Source organism: Enterobacter sp. UPMP701 (assembly GCF_053709515.1).
In genome coordinates this window covers 804,904-827,542 of sequence record NZ_JBSKJN010000001.1, presented here as the reverse complement: position 1 = coordinate 827,542, position 22,639 = coordinate 804,904, and the positions used below count along the sequence as shown (strand labels likewise).

General features: G+C 51.6%; 20 protein-coding genes. 12 read left to right on the top strand and 8 right to left on the bottom strand.

What is annotated here, in order from left to right; all coding sequences use genetic code 11:
• Positions 1–9: 9 nt before the first annotated feature.
• From ACWKXT_RS04100 to ACWKXT_RS04080, 5 genes are all read left to right on the top strand, one after another.
• On the top strand, positions 10–1,260 hold the full coding sequence (locus ACWKXT_RS04100) for an efflux RND transporter periplasmic adaptor subunit (protein ID WP_454531730.1): 1,251 nt from the start codon (positions 10–12) through the stop codon (positions 1,258–1,260).
• Positions 1,261–1,270: 10 nt separating this feature from the next.
• A complete protein-coding gene (gene silA, locus ACWKXT_RS04095; RefSeq protein WP_454531729.1) occupies positions 1,271–4,447 on the top strand; it encodes a Cu(+)/Ag(+) efflux RND transporter permease subunit SilA in 3,177 nt (1,058 codons plus the stop codon).
• 3 nt (positions 4,448–4,450) lie between these two features.
• A complete protein-coding gene (yjjJ, locus tag ACWKXT_RS04090) occupies positions 4,451–5,539 on the top strand; it encodes a type II toxin-antitoxin system HipA family toxin YjjJ (RefSeq protein WP_454531906.1) in 1,089 nt (362 codons plus the stop codon).
• 335 nt (positions 5,540–5,874) lie between these two features.
• Positions 5,875–6,318, top strand: coding sequence for a PACE efflux transporter (locus ACWKXT_RS04085; RefSeq protein WP_454526804.1), 444 nt, complete (start codon positions 5,875–5,877; stop codon positions 6,316–6,318).
• Between the two features lie 72 nt (positions 6,319–6,390).
• Positions 6,391–6,741 carry a hypothetical protein gene (locus ACWKXT_RS04080; protein ID WP_454531728.1) on the top strand — a complete coding sequence of 117 codons (351 nt, stop codon included), beginning with the start codon at positions 6,391–6,393 and terminating at the stop codon, positions 6,739–6,741.
• A 43-nt stretch (positions 6,742–6,784) separates the two neighbouring features.
• Here the strand turns inward: ACWKXT_RS04080 and ACWKXT_RS04075 are convergent, their stop codons facing one another.
• Positions 6,785–7,216 carry a DUF4354 family protein gene (locus tag ACWKXT_RS04075; protein WP_454531727.1) on the bottom strand — a complete coding sequence of 144 codons (432 nt, stop codon included), beginning with the start codon at positions 7,214–7,216 and terminating at the stop codon, positions 6,785–6,787.
• 507 nt (positions 7,217–7,723) lie between these two features.
• On the opposite strand from ACWKXT_RS04075, the gene ACWKXT_RS04070 reads away from it, so the two are divergent.
• The 3 genes from ACWKXT_RS04070 (at position 7,724) to ACWKXT_RS04060 (ending at position 11,708) form a co-directional block, all read left to right on the top strand.
• Positions 7,724–8,437: a fimbria/pilus periplasmic chaperone gene (locus ACWKXT_RS04070; protein ID WP_454531726.1), complete on the top strand. Its 714-nt coding sequence runs from the start codon at positions 7,724–7,726 to the stop codon at positions 8,435–8,437.
• Between the two features lie 47 nt (positions 8,438–8,484).
• Entirely contained in the window at positions 8,485–11,070 is a 2,586-nt protein-coding gene (locus ACWKXT_RS04065; RefSeq protein WP_454531725.1) for a fimbrial biogenesis usher protein, read from the top strand.
• A gap of 71 nt (positions 11,071–11,141) precedes the next feature.
• A complete protein-coding gene (locus ACWKXT_RS04060) occupies positions 11,142–11,708 on the top strand; it encodes a fimbrial protein (protein ID WP_454526809.1) in 567 nt (188 codons plus the stop codon).
• Positions 11,709–11,853: 145 nt separating this feature from the next.
• Here the strand turns inward: ACWKXT_RS04060 and ACWKXT_RS04055 are convergent, their stop codons facing one another.
• Entirely contained in the window at positions 11,854–12,759 is a 906-nt protein-coding gene (locus ACWKXT_RS04055; RefSeq protein WP_454531724.1) for a hypothetical protein, read from the bottom strand.
• 1,224 nt (positions 12,760–13,983) lie between these two features.
• Here ACWKXT_RS04055 and ACWKXT_RS04050 point away from each other — a divergent pair.
• Both ACWKXT_RS04050 and ACWKXT_RS04045 read left to right on the top strand, forming a co-directional pair.
• Positions 13,984–14,766, top strand: a complete 783-nt coding sequence (locus ACWKXT_RS04050) for a winged helix-turn-helix domain-containing protein (RefSeq protein ID WP_454531723.1) — start codon at positions 13,984–13,986, stop codon at positions 14,764–14,766.
• A gap of 15 nt (positions 14,767–14,781) precedes the next feature.
• On the top strand, positions 14,782–15,255 hold the full coding sequence (locus ACWKXT_RS04045) for a hypothetical protein (RefSeq protein WP_454526812.1): 474 nt from the start codon (positions 14,782–14,784) through the stop codon (positions 15,253–15,255).
• A gap of 50 nt (positions 15,256–15,305) precedes the next feature.
• Here the strand turns inward: ACWKXT_RS04045 and ACWKXT_RS04040 are convergent, their stop codons facing one another.
• Positions 15,306–16,067: a DeoR/GlpR family DNA-binding transcription regulator gene (locus ACWKXT_RS04040; protein WP_454527350.1), complete on the bottom strand. Its 762-nt coding sequence runs from the start codon at positions 16,065–16,067 to the stop codon at positions 15,306–15,308.
• 86 nt (positions 16,068–16,153) lie between these two features.
• On the opposite strand from ACWKXT_RS04040, the gene ACWKXT_RS04035 reads away from it, so the two are divergent.
• Both ACWKXT_RS04035 and tam read left to right on the top strand, forming a co-directional pair.
• Positions 16,154–16,738 carry an NUDIX domain-containing protein gene (locus ACWKXT_RS04035; protein WP_454526813.1) on the top strand — a complete coding sequence of 195 codons (585 nt, stop codon included), beginning with the start codon at positions 16,154–16,156 and terminating at the stop codon, positions 16,736–16,738.
• A gap of 83 nt (positions 16,739–16,821) precedes the next feature.
• The gene (tam, locus tag ACWKXT_RS04030; protein WP_454531722.1) at positions 16,822–17,580 is read left to right on the top strand and encodes a trans-aconitate 2-methyltransferase; all 759 of its coding nucleotides are present in this window, start codon (positions 16,822–16,824) and stop codon (positions 17,578–17,580) included.
• Between the two features lie 6 nt (positions 17,581–17,586).
• Here tam and ACWKXT_RS04025 read toward each other — a convergent pair whose 3' ends face one another.
• The 5 genes from ACWKXT_RS04025 to ACWKXT_RS04005 all read right to left on the bottom strand — a co-directional run bounded on the left by ACWKXT_RS04025 (position 17,587) and on the right by ACWKXT_RS04005 (position 22,576).
• Positions 17,587–18,777 carry a cytochrome c biogenesis protein/redoxin gene (locus ACWKXT_RS04025; protein WP_454531721.1) on the bottom strand — a complete coding sequence of 397 codons (1,191 nt, stop codon included), beginning with the start codon at positions 18,775–18,777 and terminating at the stop codon, positions 17,587–17,589.
• A gap of 137 nt (positions 18,778–18,914) precedes the next feature.
• Complete coding sequence (locus tag ACWKXT_RS04020; protein ID WP_454531720.1) at positions 18,915–20,213, bottom strand: ATP-binding protein; 1,299 nt, start codon at positions 20,211–20,213, stop codon at positions 18,915–18,917.
• A complete protein-coding gene (locus ACWKXT_RS04015) occupies positions 20,210–20,950 on the bottom strand; it encodes a response regulator (RefSeq protein WP_454526817.1) in 741 nt (246 codons plus the stop codon). The genes ACWKXT_RS04020 and ACWKXT_RS04015 overlap by 4 nt, the downstream gene beginning before the upstream one ends.
• A gap of 44 nt (positions 20,951–20,994) precedes the next feature.
• Entirely contained in the window at positions 20,995–21,990 is a 996-nt protein-coding gene (locus ACWKXT_RS04010) for an alpha/beta fold hydrolase (protein ID WP_454526818.1), read from the bottom strand.
• 145 nt (positions 21,991–22,135) lie between these two features.
• Entirely contained in the window at positions 22,136–22,576 is a 441-nt protein-coding gene (locus ACWKXT_RS04005) for an N-acetyltransferase family protein (RefSeq protein WP_454531719.1), read from the bottom strand.
• Positions 22,577–22,639 lie beyond the last annotated feature (63 nt).

The window sequence follows — 22,639 nt, the reverse complement described above, 5'->3', positions numbered from 1 at the left end:
AGAGACGGCATGGCCTCATTAAAAATAAAATATGCTGCCATCATACTCAGCAGTCTTATTGCAGGAGGACTGATATCCGTGGCGGCATGGCAGGCTTTTCATCCATCTGAAAAAACGGGAAATAGCGCGACAGAAAGAAAGGTGCTTTTCTGGTATGACCCGATGAAGCCAGACGTTAAATTCGATAAGCCAGGTAAATCCCCGTTTATGGATATGGACCTGGTGCCGAAATATGCGGATGAAAACGAGAATAAAAGCAGTGCCGGGATACGTATTGACCCGACCCAGGTTCAGAACCTGGGTTTAAAAACGCAAAAGGTGACGCGCGGTACGCTGAATTATGCCCAGACGATCCCGGCTAACGTCAGTTATAACGACTATCAGTTTGTTATCGTGCAGGCCCGTGCAGAAGGCTTCGTTGAGAAAGTATACCCATTGACCATCGGCGATCGCGTGAAGAAAGGCACGCCGCTCATTGATATTACTATCCCGGACTGGGTTGAAGCGCAGAGTGAATTTTTACTGTTATCCGGCACCGGCGGCACGCCCACGCAGATCAAAGGGGTGCTTGAACGGCTTCGGCTGGCCGGTATGCCGGACGACGATATTCAGAGACTGCGCGCGACCCGCGCCATCCAGACCCGGTTTACCGTTAAGGCTCCCATCGACGGGGTAATCACGGCATTCGATCTGCGTACCGGCATGAATATTTCGAAAGATAAGGTGGTGGCGCAAATTCAGGGCATAGATCCGGTCTGGATCAGCGCGGCGGTGCCTGAGTCTGTCGCTTATCTGCTGAAAGATACCTCGCAGTTTGCTGTTTCGATACCGGCCTGGCCGGATAAATCTTTCCCGGTGGAGAAATGGAGTCTTCTGCCGAGCGTGGATCAAACCACCCGTACGCTGCAGGTGCGTCTGCAGGTCTCTAATAGGGACGAGCTTCTTAAACCGGGCATGAATGCGTACCTGAAACTGAATACGCAAAGTCAGGAGATGCTGCTCATCCCGTCACAGGCCGTGATTGATACCGGCAAAGAACAACGCGTGATTACCGTTGATGCAGACGGGAATTTTGTGCCGAAACCGATTCACGTTTTGCATGAATCTCAGCAGCTGTCCGGTATTGGTAGCGGGCTGGAAGAGGGGGATTCGGTGGTGGTCAACGGCCTGTTCCTGATTGACTCAGAGGCCAATATTACCGGCGCGCTGGATCGCATGCGACAGGCTGAAACCGCTGACGACATGCATTCGGGTCATTAAGGAGACGATGATGATTGAATGGATTATCCGACGGTCGGTCGCCAACCGTTTCCTGGTGATGATGGGGGCGCTTTTTCTCAGCGTCTGGGGAACATGGACCATCATCAACACGCCGGTTGATGCCTTGCCCGATCTCTCTGACGTGCAGGTGATTATCAAAACCCGCTATCCCGGCCAGGCCCCGCAGATTGTGGAAAACCAGGTCACGTATCCGCTCACGACCACCATGCTGTCGGTTCCTGGAGCGAAGACCGTGCGCGGCTTTTCGCAGTTTGGTGATTCGTATGTGTACGTCATATTTGAGGATGGCACCGATCTGTACTGGGCCCGCTCTCGCGTGCTGGAGTATCTGAATCAGGTTCAGGGTAAACTGCCTGCCGGCGTGAGCTCTGAAATCGGTCCTGACGCCACGGGCGTGGGCTGGATATTTGAGTATGCGCTGGTCGATCGCAGCGGAAAACACGATCTCGCCGGGTTACGTTCATTGCAGGACTGGTTCCTGAAATTTGAGCTGAAAACCATCCCGAACGTGGCCGAGGTCGCGTCGGTGGGCGGCGTGGTTAAGCAATATCAGATTCAGGTTGATCCGCTAAAGCTGACCCAGTTCGGTATCAGTCTGCCGGAGGTTAAGCAGGCACTTGAAACGTCGAACCAGGAAGCAGGGGGATCGTCAGTTGAAATGGCGGAAGCGGAGTATATGGTCCGCGCCAGCGGTTATCTGCAGACCATCAATGATTTCAATAACATCGTCCTCAAAACCGGAGCAAACGGGATCCCGGTTTATCTCCGTGACGTTGCCCGCATCCAGACGGGGCCGGAAATGCGGCGCGGCATTGCCGAGCTGAACGGCCAGGGGGAGGTTGCTGGTGGCGTGGTGATCCTGCGTTCGGGCAAAAACGCGCGCGACGTCATCACTGCGGTGAAAGACAAGCTCGAAACGCTGAAGGCCAGCCTGCCGGAGGGCGTTGAGATCGTGACCACTTACGATCGCAGCCAGTTAATTGATCGGTCCATCGATAACCTGAGCTACAAACTCCTCGAAGAGTTTATTGTGGTGGCCATCGTCTGCGCACTCTTTCTCTGGCACGTCCGCTCCGCGCTGGTGGCAATTGTCTCTCTGCCGCTGGGCCTGTGTATTGCCTTTATCGTCATGCATTTCCAGGGGCTGAACGCCAACATTATGTCGCTTGGCGGGATCGCCATTGCCGTCGGGGCGATGGTGGATGCTGCCATCGTGATGATTGAAAACGCGCATAAACGGCTTGAGGAGTGGGATCACCAGCATCCTGGAGAGGAGATTGATGACGTTACTCGCTGGAAGGTGATCACTAACGCCTCGGTGGAAGTGGGGCCCGCGCTGTTTATCAGCCTGTTAATCATTACCTTATCGTTTATACCCATCTTTACTCTTGAGGGACAGGAAGGGCGGCTGTTTGGCCCGCTGGCCTTTACCAAAACGTACTCCATGGCGGGTGCGGCTGCGCTTGCCATCATTGTTATCCCTATTCTGATGGGATTCTGGATCCGGGGAAAAATTCCCGCCGAGACCAGTAACCCGCTGAACCGACTGCTGATTAAAGCTTATCATCCGCTGCTAATCAGGGTTCTCCACTGGCCAAAAACAACGCTGTTCGTTGCTGCCTTATCGATCCTTACGGTGATCTGGCCTTTAAGCCAGGTGGGCGGCGAGTTTCTGCCGAAGATCAATGAGGGTGACCTGCTGTATATGCCGTCGACGTTGCCCGGCGTGTCGCCGGCAGAAGCCGCTGCGCTATTGCAGACCACGGACAAACTCATCAAAACCGTGCCTGAAGTGGCCTCTGTTTTTGGTAAGACCGGTAAGGCGGAAACGGCAACGGATTCCGCGCCACTCGAAATGGTTGAGACCACCATTCAGCTCAAACCTGAGGATCAGTGGCGGCCCGGCATGACGATGGACAAGATAGTCGACGAGCTGGACAAAACCGTTCGTTTGCCCGGCCTGGCAAATCTGTGGGTGCCGCCTATTCGAAACCGCATTGATATGCTCTCAACCGGGATCAAAAGCCCGATAGGCATTAAGGTGTCCGGTACCGTTTTGTCTGATATTGACGCGACGGCGCAAAGCATCGAGGCGGTAGCCAAAACCGTGCCGGGCGTGGTGTCAGCCCTGGCTGAACGTCTGGAGGGCGGGCGTTACATTGATATCGATATCAACCGGGAAAAGGCCTCCCGCTACGGGATGACGGTGGGTGACGTGCAGCTGTTCGTTTCATCGGCCATCGGTGGCGCGACGGTGGGGGAAACGGTAGAAGGCGTGGCCCGGTACCCGATCAATATTCGCTACCCGCAGGACTACCGGAACAGCCCGCAGACGCTGAAAGAGATGCCGATTCTGACACCGATGAAGCAGCAGATCACGCTGGGTGATGTGGCTGATATTAAGGTCGTTTCTGGCCCGACCATGCTGAAAACGGAGAATGCACGGCCTGCCAGCTGGATTTACATCGATGCTCGGGGCAGGGATATGGTATCGGTGGTGAACGACATAAAGACGGCCATCAGCCAGAACGTTAAGCTGAGACCGGGGACCAGCGTGTCATTCTCAGGGCAGTTTGAACTGCTCGAGCACGCCAACAAGAAGCTGAAGCTGATGGTTCCGATGACGGTGATGATCATTTTCATACTGCTTTATCTGGCCTTCCGGCGCGTTGATGAGGCGTTGTTGATCCTGATGAGTCTGCCGTTCGCCCTGGTTGGTGGCATCTGGTTTCTGTACTGGCAGGGCTTCCATATGTCGGTTGCGACCGGAACCGGTTTTATCGCGCTGGCCGGCGTAGCGGCTGAGTTTGGGGTGGTGATGCTGATGTATTTGCGTCATGCCATTGAAGCGCATCCGGCGTTGTCCCATCGGGAAACGTTCACCGTAGAGGGGCTTGATGACGCGCTTTATCATGGTGCCGTACTGCGCGTGCGGCCAAAGGCGATGACCGTGGCGGTGATTATTGCTGGCCTGTTGCCGATACTCTGGGGGACGGGGGCAGGGTCGGAAGTCATGAGCCGGATAGCGGCACCCATGATTGGTGGAATGATTACGGCACCGCTGCTGTCGCTGTTTATTATTCCTGCGGCGTATAAGTTAATTTGGTTGCGCAGGCAGAGAAAAATGACAGCATTTCCTGAAGATGACAGGGTAAACATTAGCTGATAAATTAGCTATTCAATTACCTATTCGCTGGGACGGCTCATTCCGGTTTATCCAGATGGATTTGTGATGGAACAAACGGACGATGTCTGTCTCCATAGCGACGGGCTACCGTGGTGGTTGTTTGATATGCGGCCTCAGGGATATCTTGGTCGCGCGTATGCATCCCGATTTTCATCCGAACTTGGCCTGCCGGCAAATCCAGAGAGCTGGAGTGACTCTGATGTTATCAGGGCCTTGCTGGCGCATGGGCACGATGCGGTTGGAAATCTGTTAATAGGAGAACAGGCACGAAACCATTTCGTGGAGATGCCGTTGCCTGTTGCAGTGGACAGGGCTTCGGCATACCCGTCGTTAGCTCTGGCCGTGAGTTCCGGAGATGTACCGGGTTCGTCTGCTGGCGGCGAACAACCAAAATTTTGCACCTATACAGAACGTGGCCACGTCATAGTCAAATTTACAGCCGCGGACGAAAATCCCATCAGCGAGCGCTGGCGAGATTTGTTACTCGCCGAACATCTTGCTTTAAACGTCCTTGGTGTCGAAACCGAGGTATTTGATTTCGGTGGACGGCGTTTTCTTGAAATCCCGCGGTTCGATCGCACAGGACTGCTTGGGCGTAAAGGGCTTTTTTCTTTGCGGGCTCTTGAGGCGGAGTTTGTTGGCCGTGCGAGAGAGGCCTGGCCTGTTCTGGTTAATGAGCTGGTAAAGCAGGGCTGCGTTCATCCTGATGCAGTAACCGGAACGGCACGGCTCTGGGCGTTTGGCATGCTGATCGGTAATACGGACATGCACCACGGTAATCTGTCCTTCATCAGTGCGCATGGTCGTCCATATCATCTTGCGCCAGCTTATGACATTCTGCCCATGGGATTTGCGCCTAAGGCAGGTGGTGAGATTGTGAATACGCTTCGTCCGGCATCGCTACTTGATGCGATAGAGGGAGAGATCTGGCATGAAGCTCTGGAACTGGCTGAACGCTTTTTTGCTTTGGTCAGCGGTTGCGAACGTTTCTCTGCCAGCTTTGCACCATGCGTGACGGCATTACGGGCACATCTTGACGAGGCGAGATCAAGGATATCGCGACTGGGATAATGAGCCTGAATCCCGCCAGGGTATGGCGGGATTTTTACCGGGTTGCAACAGGAGGGTAGAAATTAATGACTTGTTGGTTTTAGGCAGGTATAGATATGTGGCTTCAATATCGCATTTAACATAATATACATTATGCGCACCAAAGGAGACTCAGGCCAAATGTGGACCTTTGCGGTCATCATTGCTCTGGTCACTGATATCTCCTGATCGCATCTTTGCATACGTGAAATCCTCGCAGACCATCACGTCGATTAACAAAACCCAGGCTGCACGTTGATACAGAGTTTAAGGACGTTTGATATACTTCCGACTTTGCACACCGCTGCCGTAAACTTATGGAAATTGAATTAGATAAAAGTTTTCGAGAAAGGATTTTCCATGCCGTCATTTTCGAAGTGACGGCCAACGTTATCATCGCGCTTTCCCTCGCATGGCTGATGAACGTTTCTGTCCTCCAGTCAGGCTCGCTGTCCGTAATCTCTGCATTAACCGCAACGGCCTGGAATTTTATGTTTAACCAACTCTTTGACTCCCTTCAGAAAAAACATCAGTTTCAACGTACGTTCCTTGTTCGCGCCATCCACGCGGTTGGTTTTGAAACAGGCCTTATCATCGCCTTGATCCCTGTGGCAATGTTAATGCTGGATTTAACGATGACCGAGGCATTTTTTGTTGAGATTGGCCTTGTACTGTTTTTCCTGCCCTATACGCTGCTGTTTAACTGGCTTTATGACTATCTGCGCTGGATACTCGTTGGTCGGAAACGGTCAGTTGTGTAGCGATTGTGCGTTTTAACGCACGGTGCTAAACTGGCCTCAAGCAATTTATCATGTGCATTAAGGCACCGCTTCATGAAAAAACTCCTTCTGCTATTTCCCTTTCTGTGGCTAAGCGGCTGCGTGGATTTGGGTAAAATTGGTACACACCCGGAAGTGGCGTCGTACTATATCAATCATCCCAAAAGTCAGGTTGCAGATTGCCTCATTTACGCATCCTACAGAGAGCGTTTATCGCTGGAGTTTGATGACACCCTGCCTGACGGTAGCGAGCGATATAATCTTCAGGATAAGGATTCAATCGATGTCGCCTGGGTTGAAGTAAGTCAATTCAACGGGAAGCAGACTTCAGTTGAGTTCTATTATGCACCTCACGATCCTCAATTACAGAAGTCTATCCTTTCTATAGTGGATCAGTGTAAATAAGGGTGCCAGAGGACACCTGCAGTAACTGCAGGTGCCAGGACGGCTACTCTGAGATACAATCTTTTCCAATGCCGAAACGGACAAATGGCATATTCAGTACGTCAGGGTTTGAACTGGCGAAATAAACCATTCCTGTTCTGTTATCCAGGGGCTTGTATTTCTTCAACATCTCCAGTTGAATACCGGTACTCATAAATGATTTTCCTTTGTTATCAAACAGGAAGAAACACATTTTATTCTCTTTGCCCGGCTCAATACTTTTTTTAGAAAAGTTATCAAGCGTAACTTTATAGCTCACCATGTACTGTGCTTCGCCTGTCGAACTGTCCCATTGACTCCCCTGAGACTCTTTTTCAGCGAATATTTTGATCCCTGTAAAGATGTTATCATCGGGTGCTTTCTGAGCCGCCTGCACTGTGCCTGCTGCGGACAATACTAATGCCAGGCACATTCCTTTCGTCATTAAACTACGCATCTTCTCTTCCTCATTTATCTCATCGAGCGCTCAGTATATAAGTTGTGAGATATACCGCAATATACCATTAAGCTCATTCAGGGTCTCCATGCCCTATTCTCTCACGTTTGTTTAACGGCGGTTTAGTTTCTCCTGTTGCGAAGAAAAATTATCAGGATGAAATAATGACCGGTATGTTTATGTGCCATCTAAACAGAGCATAAACAACATTTCCAGTGAGTGTTTATGACAAGCTTTATTGTTGTTGCAACTACGTTTCACGAATAAAAGCACATCATGGTAAGTGACTGTTTTTGATGATGAAATGAATTGTTTTTGTAATAGTGCTGCATTATTACATGGTCTCTTTATATGTTAATGAAATTGTTTTTGGTGATTGTGGAAATATTGCCCATTACGTTCTGCCTTCATTATACTTCCCGCCCCGTGCAGTTCCTTTTGATTAAGTAAACTGACGATTTCGTAATTTTACTGACGCTCTGACATTAACAGGCAGGAGAATAAATAATGTCTTCCGATTCCCGGCATGCCGTTAAAAAAACACTGGCAATTATTTTTATGGGTTTCTGCGCCAGACTGGCCCAACCGGCTCTGGCAGAGGGCGGTATATCCATTCAGGGCACGCGGGTTGTTTATCCGCAGAACGCTGAGCAGGTGAGTCTGTCGATCGTTAACTCTTCTGCTACCGACTCCTTTTTGGTGCAGTCCTGGGTTGAGGATGCCTCAGGGCATAAAACGGCGGACTTTATCGTTACGCCCCCGCTTTACCTTAGCGGTCCAAAAAATGAAAACGCGTTACGTATCATTCATACAGGCGGAGCGCTCCCAACGGACCGTGAAACGCTTTATTACTTTACTGCAAGAGCCATTCCTTCAATCGATGACAACAACAAAGCCGATAAGGACGTCCTGCATTTCGCCCTTGCAAGCAGAATAAAGATGTTTGTCCGCCCTTCCGGTTTGAAACCCTCCCCGGACATGGCGCCTGCTCTACTGGCGTTTCATCAACAGGGTACGGAGTTGGTTATCCGTAATACCTCTCCTTATTACCTGACGCTGACAGCGATGACGTCTGGCGGGAAGGTGTTAAAAGATCTCATGGTTTCGCCACTGGGAACCGCGACAGAATCTCTGCCGGCTGGCCACGGAAGCACAATTTCTTACCGTACCGTTAACGATTACGGCACCATCACGCCGGCAATTGAGACGGCCATTAAATAACTTCAATTGATTCTGACGTTATGCCTTTAGTTTACCGGGTGAAGGATATGTCTTTCAGATGCAGTCGGTTGTTCGTTCTCCTTGGAGGAGGAATATTCGGTAACGCCTTTGCAGGGCTGCATTTTGATCCAGCCATGCTGTCTGACGATCCGCATGCTGTTGCAGACCTTTCGCGTTTTGAGACTGGCCATGCGCAGATGGCTGGCAGCTACCCGGTAGATATTTATCTGAACGGCAATTTTTACCGTTCGCAAACCCTGCGATTTGACACTGTACCTGACGAGGGGCAACGGGAAGATATTCACGACAGTACCGATCTGATGGCGTGCCTGAATCGCCGCGACCTTATCCGCATGGGGGTATACGTATCCGCTTTCCCCCGACTGGCCTCATTGCCTGAAGATCGATGCGTATCGCCCGGGCAGTTCATCCCGCAGGCCTATACGGCCTTTAACTTTCAGAAAATGCGTCTGGATATCAGCATCCCGCAGGCGGCAATGAAGAGCCAGCCGCAGGACTGGATACCACCGGAGCAGTGGGATGAAGGCATTAATGCGGCATTGTTGAGCTATCAGTTCAGCGGCAGTAATAGCCGGGGCAGTTATGGTGACAGTCGCAGCAGCTACCTGAATCTGACCAGCGGCCTGAACCTCGGCCCCTGGAGACTTCGCGACGTCAGCACATGGAGTGATAACCGCAGTCGATCCAGCGATGTGCATCGCTGGCAGCACCTGAGCACCTATGTACAGCGAACCATTATTCCTTTGCGAAGCGAATTGACGCTCGGTGACAGCAATAGCAACGGGGACGTGTTTGATACTAATTCATTCCGCGGCATCAAACTTGTCACGGATGAGGGGATGTTTCCTGACAGTATGCGAGGTTATGCCCCTGTCATTCGGGGAACGGCGAACAGTAACGCGCAGGTCAGCGTCCGGCAGAACGGCAGCGAAGTTTATCGGACCTTTGTGGCGCCGGGTGCCTTCGTCATACGCGACCTTTTCCCGGTCTCGTCAGGCGGCGATCTTGATATCACGGTGACTGAGGCAGATGGCACGAAACGCAGCTTCACCGTGCCCTATTCTTCTCTTCCCGTTCTGCAGCGTCAGGGACATCTCCGCTATGCCCTGATTGCAGGACGCTACCGCAGCAGTAGTGACCGCTATGCTGCCCCGGCCTTTGCGCAGGGAACGTTACTGTGGGGGTTGGCCCATAATGTCACGGCTTACGGGGGTGTCCAGTATGCTGATAATTACAACGCTCTGGCAGTCGGAACAGGCCTCAGCATGGGACATTGGGGTGCGGTATCAGCCGATGCGACCCAGTCCAACAGTGCCCTTGCGGATGGTTCACATCATCAGGGCCAATCCTTGCGCTTCATGTATGGCAGCTCGCTGGTATCAACGGGGACATCATTTCAGCTGGCCGGTTACCGTTACTCCAGCCAGGGCTTTTACACCCTGGCAGATACCGCACTGAAGGAGATGTCCGGCTGGCTGCAAAACGAAGATGAGATCGATGCTGATGGCAAGCCGGTTAAGCGCAACTGGGCGAGCCACTATAGCCTCTACAACAATAAGCGTGAGCGTATCCAGCTCAGCCTCTCACAAAAGTTTGACGCGTTCGGCTCGCTGTTCGTTACGGCCAGCCATCAGACATACTGGCAGAACAACGCCAGATCCAGCACGGTGCAGGCAGGCTTCAGCAGCACGCTTGGTCCTGTCAGCTACAGTCTTTCCTGGGGATATAGCCATATCAGCGGCCAGCCTGATGCCGACAAAACGCTCTGGTTTTCTACATCAGTCCCGTTACTGGCCCTGCTCTCACATGAGGCTAACACTGACCACGACCATCAACTGATGGTCAATTACAGCGCCACCCAGAATCCGGACGGGAACATCAGCCACCAGGTTGGCCTGAGCGGGACAGCCCTGGGTGATGACAACCTCGACTGGAATGTGACGCAGGGGTATGGGCGCGCCGAGAGCACAAGCGGTGACGCCAGCCTGAGCTACCAGAGCGGCACCGGGAACGTCTCGCTGGGATACGGCTACAGCCAGAACTACCGTCAAATCCGCTACGGCATGTCCGGTGGGGCTATTGCGCACAGCCATGGTCTGACCCTGAGCCAGCCGTTGGGTGAAACCAGCATTCTGGTCTCTGCTCCTGGCGCTTCAGGCATACCCGTAGAAAGCAGCTCCGGTATTCACACCGACTGGCGTGGTTACACGGTTGTACCGTACGCCGGGCCATACAGGGAAAACAGGGTTGCCCTGGATATCAGAGGGCTTGATGACCATACGGACATTGATGATGCCGTAACCCGCGTTGTGCCTACGCGCGGGGCGGTGGTCAGGGCCAGTTTTATCACGCACCGGGGGATCCATGGGCTGTTTACGCTAACGCACAATGGCGCGCCTTTGCCTTTCGGAACGACAGTGAGTGCGGAAAGTGGCAATGCCAGCGGACTGGTCGGAGACAACGGTCAAGTATGGTTAACGGGCCTGCCGCTTCACGGGAAGTTGAACGCTAAATGGGGCACGGCTCCTGAGGAGCAGTGTACGGTGTATTACAACCTGCCGGAGAAGGTACTGACGGCTCCGCTTGCTCAGGCGCAGGAGATGTGCCGCTAACCTCAAATACCAAATTTTAGCAGTGGGAATCCACAGTCACTCATAATCCCAAAAACAAGAAGGAAATAAGTATGATGTTTAATGTAAGAAAAACTGCCTCATCCTGCGCTATTGCGGTTGCGCTGTTTGCAACATCATCTGGCGCGTATGTCTACGCGGCACCCGGTGCCAGCGCGGAGGTTAAATTCCGGGCGACAGTAACGGAATCAACGTGCACTCCAAGCTGGAATGCGACCAACGGAATTACCATTGACTTCGCTAAAGTACGTTCGGAAGAACTGAATACAGAAAACGGAATTGCTAAGCGACAATTCACTTTAACGCTTACAAACTGTCAAAACGTAACGGGTGTAGAAGTGTCTGCAGCAGGCACCCCCGACGCAAATAAACCCGATGCTTTTGCGAATACCGCGCAGGAGAAAGACGCCGCTAAAAATGTGGCATTTGTTTTACTGGCAGGGCCAGATCAGAATACTCCTCTGAAGCCGAACTCAGGTTCGTCCGTCGAATATAAAATGCCGACGAACGCGACCGCTATTGAAATGCCTTTTGTGGCTGAACTGGTTCCAACAGGAGCGAGCCCGGTTGAAGCAGGAACTGCAACAGGGGTAGCCACGCTGAATATGACCTACGAATAAGCGGGAAGATGTCGTGTACAGGGTAAGGGAAATGCAGAAGAACGTTCATATCCGGTACGCATCTCATTAATGATTAAATGAAAAACAGGCCTTACCGCCATCGTGGAAAGGCCTGTTTTGTGCAGAAAAGAGCTCCTCAGGTTTATTATTCAACGTCGAGCGTAATCGTCGCTGAAGTACGGTAGAAGCCAGCGTGAGCCAGTTCCTTAATGGTTGAGCTTATGACAGGCGTAATTGTTTTTACGGAATCGACTTCACCGACCTCATATTTCATTTCCCCATCAGCTTTCCATCGCTGGCCGGCTTCGTTGTACAGCGCTTCCATCGTCACATTATTGTCATCGTACAGGCTATCACCATCACTTTCCTGCCCACCTTTTAGCGTTAAATAGACTTTAGGAGCTGAATCGAAATTATTACAGGACACCGTGATTGGTAATGCAGCAAACGAACGCTTATTATGCGTTGATACAGGCGGCAGATCTAAAGAACCTAACGTTGAAATGTTACAGGCAGACTTTTCAGTATCGAAAGAGAGGATGAGTTTAGTCACCGGATGTCTGGTAAACACATTCGGCCAATATTCTGTTCCCAATAAATCACATTCGTATTGCTGTTTTGGGGTCATTGACTGGGCTGATTTATTGACTGTAAACCAAAGGTTTGTAGTATGACTTAGTTCTGACTTGCCGGAGATTTGCAGGCCATCAGCTATCTCTTTGAAATCTCTAAGGCCCTGCACTCTAATATTTAAACCTGTAGTGCCGTTTAACGGCGTGCAGTTACCGCTCCACTCCACCTGCAAACTCACGGGCGGAGTTTTATCACCAAGGACAAAATCCGCCAGGGGTAAGGTCACCTTATCAGGAAATTCATAATCGCTCTGACCTACCATAGCAGAATATTGTTCATGATTAATATGTAAAGTTGTAATCGGCACATCGTCTGCAGTTGCCGGTAATGCAGTAACTGAACAGAAGATAAAAATAACAACTTCAGCAGTTTTTAAAAAAGTTTTATAAAACGTGCAGGACATTATAGTAGAGAACATAAGCGGACATTTTCTCCAGATGAAAGGATAGATAACATGAATTATTTAAGCCAATTATTTCAGTTAGTTTACTTCGTAGCGCATAGCTATAGCTTGTCGGTTTTTTCAGAAACGCCGACGTTTCATTGATCGTCATCCCCGTTAAAAAGCAGGCCAGAAATCGTTCTTCAATCCTCGAAAGGACCTTCCTTTTTGTCAGAGAAATGACATTCTCAGCTAAACATCTTTCAACGGCACTTCGGAATGTCAGGACGTCGCTTAGATCGCAACAGCGTATGGATAAGGCGTCGTCTCGTAAATATCGCTCTTTAGGTCCATAAGGCAACCAAACAAACCTGCCTTGTGGGTAACGCTCAAACAGAGTCGTAAAATTTGCCCACGACCGGCAGAAGAAAATTTTGCTATCTACGAGAACCAAAGGGCTTGAGCATGCAAATTTGACGGTATTATGACCGGAGAAAGTTAAATGGGCGCATGTATGTTCCGGCAAGCATGAAACCACTCCAGAATAAAGGTAATAGTTATCTGTAAGAACAATACAGAACTTCTCTGTAGGTTCACGGGTGAAAAGAGTCGGTGATTCGGACATAATTTTAAAAATCCATTTAGTATGACGTACTATTTAATGCTAATAGATGTCACATATTCAATTTTGTTGCGCAGTTCGAATAGGGAATGAAAATACTTCAGGTGAACGTCATCCCTGTAATCACGCGTGTGCTTATCAATGCACTCGTTTATATTGGCAAGTATGTACTTTAGTGAAGGCATGTCCACCGTCTCGCCTTCCACCATAATAGACAGAAAACGCAGGATTTTCGCACACTCCAGAAAACCATAAAATTGAAGTGTTTTTGTTAAATTCTCTTTGGTTAATTCGTTAAGAACTTTGGAATATGACTTTATTTTATTTACACTTCTCACAACTCATTCTCTATACATGGGGGTAAAACACGCAATTTAATATTCCTGCAAGCTTTGCATTGGTGGCCTCATCCTTCTTCGTCATTAATATTCTTAAAACCATGATTGAGAATCAACTCATAAAAATATGAATGTTTTTTGAATCTTGATTTGATTAAAGATCAAGGCGTTACAGCGCTCTCGTGCTGCTATGATCTTTTCATGAATCCTTTTCAGGAGTGCCCAATTGTACATTCTAAAATTGCATGATATTCTTTTATTGATTTATTAGTTGTTTACTACCATGGCATATGAACCGATATGGCAAAATTTATTCTTGAAGACAAAGTCATCTATGATTCGTCTACCCATTCATTGTTCGAAATTGACAGGCGAGAGACGCAGACAACCCTGGCCATTCCGGCCAGTCTTTGCTTGCTTGCTTTGTTGCAGAATAAAGATGAAACGGTCTCACTCAATGAGTTACACGCTTTTGCATGGCAATCACGCGGAATTAACGTTTCAACCAATGCCATTTATCAGAACCTGTCTATTTTAAGAAAACAGCTGGTCAAAGCAGGATTGTCTGGAGATGTCATCAAAACCGTCCCGAAGCGTGGTTTCGTGATTTTATCCGAGAGTTTTTTAGATCTCGAAAATGAAAACACAACGGATGTTCATTCTCCAGTGGGTCAGCACGCAACGCCCGCCATCGATGAGTTGCCCCAGGCAAATCAAGACGCCATAACTCCAGGAAAACATAAAGGCATGTTGATTCTTCTGTTTGTTACGGTCGTGCTCTCTTTGCTTGGGTTTGAAGCTGGAAAACGACTGCAAGAGGAGAGCGATAAATTTATTTACCCTTCCTTCTCTGAGCTGACGCTGAGTGGCAGTTGTCATATACACAGAAACCAATCTTTACGTGATGATGCGTATTTTTATGATTTTCTTGCAAAGAATAATTTCGCATGCGGAGAACAAAAATGGTGGTACATTTTTAATTATCCTCCGGCGTCAAAAACATTAGTATTACGCTGCTCGTCAGACTTGCTTTCGAAAAAAGGTAACGATGATGTGTTATGCAGTTCTGATTATTATTTTTAAACTGTGGTTATTAATATGGCTCCGTTAAAATATATAATTCCCGTTATTGTCATTGTCACTTCAGGTGTGGCGGGTTATCTGGGAAGCTTTAGTAATACTTCAAGCGATGGTTTCTATTGTACGGCGAATGTAAACCTGCATAAACACAACAACATGTTAAGTGCAGTTTTAAACTACCACATGGAAGATGGTCAGGGCTTTTTGACGCTTAACGGCGAATATTATGAAAACGGAAAAAAGACATCTGACGTAAGTTTAGCAAAGCAGTTCCGTTACAGTGAAAAGGATGGTGAGTATTTACTGAGCCAAAGTCCGGACGGTATTTTAGAGGTGGCACCGGAAGATAAGGCCGTTCTTGAGCATTATATTCCTGATTTCTACCTTACAAACACTATTCCTGCCCATCATATCAGAATAAAAAACATTAAAAAGGGCGCATGGATTTTCACAACTGCGCCGGTGCCTTATTTCGTGTGCACTGATTATTAGAGCAAACTCTGACCGCCCTTAATACCTTTCCCCTGATGTTACTGGCTGGCTCACGCGCCAGCCAATACCACCGACACCCCTTTTTCTGATACCGCCTTAACCCAGCCTTGATCGGTATCGCCTTCAACCACAATCGTATTCGCCAGCGACACATCGCCGATCACAAAAGATGACGCCGCGTTTATTTTTTCCGGTGAAGCCAGGACTACCGTTTCGGCGGCTCTGCCGGAAAATGCACGTTTGACGCACGCCTCTTCAAAATCTCCGGTCGTCAACCCTGCTTCAGGATGGATACCGGTCACGCCCATAAAGAACAGATCCGCGTGAATGTTTTCGATACCTTCGATAGCCGCCGCGCCGACGGCAACAATCGAGTGTTTATACAAGCGGCCACCGATCAGAATCACCTCGATGGCGGGACGATCGACAAGCCCCAGGGCAATGCTCGGGCTGTGCGTCACCACGGTAATGCGCAAGTCTTGCGGTAGAAAAGTTATGAGCTCAGAGGTTGTCGTTCCGCCGTCGATAATCACTACCTGTCCCGCTGAAATCATCTGCGCACCTTTCCGCGCCACCTTTTTCTTGGCATCCATTTTAACGGACTGACGCTCGGCAAAAGGGACAACGGCGGAAGATGCCGGCAGCGCGCCGCCGTGTACGCGCTGTAAACGCCCTTCTGCCGCCAGTTCGCGCAAGTCGCGCCGGATGGTGTCTTCAGAGACGTCAAAAAGAATGCTGAGCGCTTTTGACTGCACCTGACCTTCAACGCCGAGCTTTTCAAGGATCAATTGTTTTCGCTGACTGGTGAGCATCATGTATTCCTGAGGTTGCATGTTTATTCTTGAAAATGCACGATAGTGCTGTTATTGATAATAACTCTACGTAAGGAGGAACAAACGTGCAAATGAAACGTGCAAATATACGCATCATTGACAGTGAAACGCTGTCTGACAACTGGTATGTACTTAAAAAATACACTTTCGACCTGCAAAGACGCGATGGAGAGTGGCAGCGGCAGACGCGCGAGGTTTATGACCGGGGTAATGGAGCAACGATTCTGCTCTACAACCGTGACCAAAAAACAGTGATCCTGACGCGCCAGTTCCGCTTCCCGGTATTCATTAATGGCCATGAGGACGATCTGATTGAGGCGGCAGCCGGTCTGCTCGATAACATGGATCCGGAAAGCCGCATTAAGGCTGAGGCGGAAGAAGAGACCGGGTTTCGGGTTTCCAGCGTGCAGAAAATCTTTGAAGCGTATATGAGCCCCGGATCGGTCACGGAAAAACTCTACTTCTATCTTGCTGAGTATCATCCGAAGGATAAAACCAGCGCAGGCGGCGGTCTTAAAGCGGAGGGTGAAGATATCGACGTGCTGGAAATGCCCCTTGAAGAAGCCTTGCTCGCCATTGAAACGGGCAAGATTGTCGACGGTAAAACCATCATGCTGCTCTACCACGTCGCTCTGAAAGGCATTCTGTAACCTGCCCCTCTTCCGACGCCTGTCCCGGTGCAGGTGTCGGCCTGTGCTATCCTTGCTGAAACATGCACAACGGAGATCTCAAGATGGCCGACTGGAACCCTTCCCTTTACCTGCAATACGGCGCTGAACGCACGCGCCCTGCCGCCGAGCTGCTTGCCAGAGTCCCGCTGAATGATGTCGCCAACCTCGCCGATCTGGGCTGTGGTCCGGGGAACAGCACCGCGCTGTTGCGGCATCGCTGGCCGTCAGCGCAGATCACCGGAGTCGATAACTCACCGGCTATGCTGGAAGAGGCACGTAATGCGCTGCCCGACTGCCACTTTGTCGAGGCCGATATCCGCCAGTACAAGCCAGGCCAGTCGTTGAACCTCATTTATGCGAACGCATCACTACAGTGGATCCCTGACCATTACGATCTCCTGCCGCACCTGGTGTCACTGCTCACGCTCAATGGCGTGCTGGCGATCCAGATGCCGGACAACTGGCTTGAGCCCACGCATGTCGCGATGCGTGAAGTGGCCCTGGAGCAAGGCTACCCCGACCGTGGTCGGGAGCCGCTGCCTGGGGTACATGCCTATTACGATATTTTATCGGAGGCCGGTTGCGAAGTAGATATCTGGCGGACAACCTATTTCCACAAAATGAGCTCCCATCAGGCCATTATTGACTGGGTAAGCGCCACCGGTTTGCGCCCGTGGCTCCAGGAACTCAATGAGAGCGAGCAGCACCGATTCCTGAAACGCTATCATGAAATGCTGGAAGAGCAGTATCCGCTTCAGGAAAACGGGCAGATACTGCTGGCTTTTCCACGGCTGTTTATCGTGGCTCAGCGTCAGCCCTGAACGGGGCTATGAACGAGCCTCTTTGAGCAGTTGCTGGATAACTTTTTCCTGCTGCTCATAATTTCCTTCGCCAAATGAGGTATAGCGTAGCTGGCCTTTTGCATCGAAATAGTAGTGCGCGGGCCAGTACTGGTTGCCGAAAGCGTTCCAGATCTGGTAGTTGTTATCCGTTACGACCCGGTACGGCAACTGCCATTTATTGACCGCGTTTTTCACCGAGGCGATCGGTTTTTCCCAGGGGTATTCCGGCGTGTGAACTCCTATGACGACCAGCCCCTGAGGCTGATACTTTGTCGCCCAGTCACGCACGTGCGGAAGCGTATGCTGGCAGTTGATGCAGTCCCAGGTCCAGAAATCGATCAACACAACCTTTCCTCGCAACGCTTCAGACGTGACAGGGTCACCATTTACCCACCCTGTTCCACCGCTTAACGAAGGCAGTTGGCTGCTGGGCTCTGTCATGACGACCGGCTGAAGTTTCGCTGGTTGAGCGACCGGTTTTGCCAGATTCAGCAGCGTGGTTTCAAGGCGATCCGCCATGCCGTTTGCGCCTCTCAGCGCTGAGGTCATCCCGGTGGCGTTAACGGCGACTGCGGCTAACATCGCCACGCCCGCGCCCTGACGTAACCTTGCCATCAGCGAAGATTTTGCTCTCAGCGGCGCCATCAGCGTGCGGCCACCGAGAACGAGCAGGCCGAGCATCAGCGCGCAACCGCTACCATATGCGGCCAGCAATGCACCAGTGGCGATGGCTGAATGACCTGCAATATTGATGCTGAAAATGGCGCCCAGAATGGGCCCCGCGCAGGGAGAGCAGAGCAGCCCGACCGCCAGACCCGCCAGGAACGCGGAAACCATACCGCGCGTCTTGCCGCTTCGGCTATTCAGGATATTTCCCGCGCTGACCGCAGGCCCGGCGATACGCTGGGCGAAGGAGGGAAAAATTAACGCCAGCGCGGCCGTCGCAAGCATAACCAGCGCCACCCAGCGCCCGATTATTGTGGCATTCACTATCCATTCGCTGGCGGCGGTAACTACCATCGCCACCAGGGTAAACATCGCGATCATTCCCGCGAGGAGCGCCAGAATATGTCGACGTTGCCCCTGGAAACCGGCAAACAGGAGCGGAATAACCGGGAGCGTACATGGACTAAGCAGGCTTATCATCCCGCCCAGAAAAGCGATTATCAGAAACATGGTGATTTCACCTTACAGATACCCTGCGAAACTGCAGTGAGGTCATTTCACCGTGCTGATATGTTCAGGTTATGTGCTAAAAAGCGTTTGTTGTCGGGTTGTGTATCGGTCATAGCGAAAGATACATAACCGTACAATTATCGGCGCGGGAGCGAAATGGAGACGTCCAGCCCGCCCTCAGTACGGTTCGCCAGTTTCAGCTTTCCATCGAGCTGCGCGGTCAGCTGCGCAGCAATCGCCAGGCCCAGGCCTGTCCCACCGGTATCGCGATTACGTGATGTCTCAACCCGATAAAACGGCTGTAACACGGCATCAAGCTCGGCCTCGGGTATTCCCGGTCCACCGTCCAGAATATGAATAACAACCTGTCCGGTTGAAGTTTCATCAATAGCAATGACGGCGTACTCGCCAAACTTCAGGGCGTTATCCAGCAGGTTGGTCATCACCCGGCGAAGCGCCTGCGGGCGCGTCACAATGGGCAAACGGCTCTCGCCTGCCTGAAATTGCACGTTTTTTCCGATGTCCTGATAATCGCAGGCGATGCTGTTGATCCAGGCGTTCAGTTCCAGCTTCAGCGAGGTCTCTTCCAGGGATTCTGATGACCGGGCATAAGCAATACCCTCCCGCACCAGGCGCGACATATTATCAAGATCGTTTAAGAGCTTGTCGCGTAGTTCAGGCTGCTCCGCCATTTCGACGCGCAGCTTCATGCGGGTGATCGGCGTCTGCAGATCGTGCGAAATGGAGGCCAGAATTTGCGCTCGCTCCCTGAGATAAGACTGGATGCGCGTCTGCATCGCGTTGAAGGCATGGGCGGCCCTTTGCACCTCCAGCGGCCCCTTTTCCGTCATCGGCGTGCTGGCCGCCGGGTCCAGCGAGTCAACCGCGCGGGTGAATTGCGAAAAAGGCCGTATCACCTGCCGTACGGCGATCCAGGAGCAGGTCGCGAGCAACAACAGCTGAAGGATAAGAACAACGGGCAGCCAGCTGGCGACCGGCGGCATGCGGGGGATCAGGTCAATGGTCAACGGGGCGCCGTCGCGTAACCTGAGGTGCGCCTGAATGTGCGAAATGGCTCCGGGAACAGCGGTGAAGCTGAGCGGGTACTGCGCTTCGAGCGTCGCTTTTAAGGTACGGATGGCGTCCTGCGAACGCTTATCCGTCGGCGCATTGCCGGGCTCGCCCGGACCGAGGATGTATCGATAATTGCCCCGTTCGAGGCGCGGCAGCCAGGCCGCGCGTTCATTGGCCGGTAAGCGGTCTAAAATGGCAACGCTGGTTGCGACATCGTATTCCAGATTACCGAGCATTACCGTGCGGGCGCTGTGCATGCGTTCAATCATGACCAGCGTCAGGCTCAGGGCGTTGGCCAGCAACAGGCCGGGAAGCACAATGATCAGCAGGCGGGCCAGCAGAGAGCGTGGCCAGAGCGTCATTCGTTAACCTCTTTGATAGTCACTGGCATGGTAAATACATAGCCCTCGCTGCGCACTGTTTTGATATACGCGGGCGTGCGGGCATCTTCATTCAGCCGCTGACGGACCCGGCTAACCAGCAGGTCGATGGAACGTTCAAACAGCTCGGCGTCGCGCCCCTGCGTCAGGTTAAGCAGCTGATCGCGGGTCAGCACCCGCTGCGGATGGTCAAGGAAAACGCGCAGCAGGCGATACTCCGCCCCGCTGAGCGCCACGATCACCCCTTCCGGGTCGATTAAATGGCGGGCAACGGTATCGAGCTGCCATTCTCCGAACATCACCAGCCGCCCTGCCTCCGTTACCTGTAAATTGGGCGGCATCGTGCGAAAACGGCGTAGAATCGCTTTGATACGCGCCAGCAATTCCCGCGCGACGAAAGGTTTCACGACGTAATCGTCGGCCCCCATTTCGAGACCCAGGATCCTGTCCGTCTCCTCGTTGCGTGCCGTCAGCATCAGAACAGGCAGATCTTTATGTTTGCCGCTGCGTAGCTGCCTGCACAATGTAAGACCATCATCCCCGGGCATCATTACGTCCAGCACCACCAGGTCGATATGCTGTTTATCCAGCGCGACGCGCATCTCTTTGCCGTTTGCCGCGCCAGAAGCGCGATAGCCGGACTTAGCGAGATAGTCGACAATCAGTTCACGAATATCCCTGTCGTCATCGACGACAAGGATATGATCAATATGCTCCACCGAACTCTCCAGACCGAAGGGTAACGTACTGAAAATAGCACATTTCAGAGTTTATCAGCGTCAACGACTGCCTTGACGAAATCCTGCGGATCTTCCTGAGGTGGATTGTGCCCCACGGTTGCGCCGAAGGTCCGGTGTTCATACTTACCGGTAAATTTGCCCGCATAGGCCTGCGGAGCCGGATGCGGCGCACCGTTGTTCCCGCCTTCGATGGTGATTGTCGGTACGGTGATATTCGGCAACGTGGCCAGCTTTTGCTCGTAGGCGTCGTATTTGCGCTCGCCTTTTTCCAGCCCTAAGCGCCAGCGATAGTTGCTGAGCGTCACCGCGACGTGGTCCGGGTTATCGAGGGATTTGGCGCTGGCGTTAAAGACAGCGTCGCTAAATTTCCAGTCAGGCGATGCCTGAGACCAGATCAAACGGGCGAAGTCATGCGTGTTTTTAGCATAACCTTCAGCACCGCGCTCTGTGGCGAAATAGAACTGATACCACCACTGCTGCTCTGCTTTTGGCGGCAGCGGCTGTTTGCCAATCTGCTGGCTGCTGATGAGATAACCACTCACCGAAACGAGTGACTTAACGCGCTCAGGCCATAATGCCGCAACGATATCCGCAGTGCGGGCACCCCAGTCATATCCGGCGAACACGGCCTGTTTAATGTTCAGGGCATCCATCAGGTTCACAATATCTTTCGCCATCGCGGAAGGCTGGCCGTTGCGCGGCGTTTTGGCTGAGAGGAAGCGCGTAGTGCCGTAGCCGCGCAGAGAAGGCACAATTACCCGGTAGCCTTTTGCCGCCAGTGCGGGCGCGACATCGGCGTAGCTGTGAATATCGTAGGGCCAGCCGTGCAATAAAATGACCGGCTGGCCGTTTTTCGGGCCGATGTCGACATACCCGACATTCAGATCGCCGGCGTTGATTTGCTGCGGATGATCAAAGGCTGCCGCGAAATTTGTGCCGGTGACTTCGGCCTGACAGGACATCACGGTGCCAAGAGAAACGGTCAATGCAAGAGTTGAGTACGCGAGTTTGCTAAACATGTTGGTATCTCCGGTTGAGTACAATTCACGGGGATATAACAACACTGCAATGTATAGCGGATATGTGCGAAAGCGGGTTTATTGCAAGCCTGTGTATGTATCCGGGACGCTGATACAGTGTGATACAAACACAGGCGTTGTCGCCTTAAAGGGAGAGTCGGTAGCGGACGTAATCGTCAGCTTCGCCATATTTGTCATAGAGTTTACGCGCCGGGTTGTTCTCCCGGGTGACCCAGTAGAGCTTTGACCACCCTTCGCGCTTGCCTTCCGCTATCAGGGCATCGATGAGCGCTTTTCCTGCTCCAGCTCCACGTTCGGTGGCATCAACAAACAGATCTTCCAGGTAGCAGATGGGGGCGGTTGACCAGGTTCCTTCGTGCAGAATGCACATCGCGAAACCGATGACCTTTTGGTCCTTCTCTACCACCCGGCAGAACATTGCAGAATGCACCGAGAGAGCCCTTTCCCATGTCGATGCGGTGACGGACTCATCGAGGTAGCAATTATAGAAATGGGTGTAGCCATCCCACAGCGGTCGCCAGTGGGAATAGTCGTCTTCGCGAAGAGGTCTTACCGTGACAGCCATGTTTTCCTCATATTACAAGTTGATCGCCTTATGAAACCAAAATTTCGCCATCAAAGAGACGTT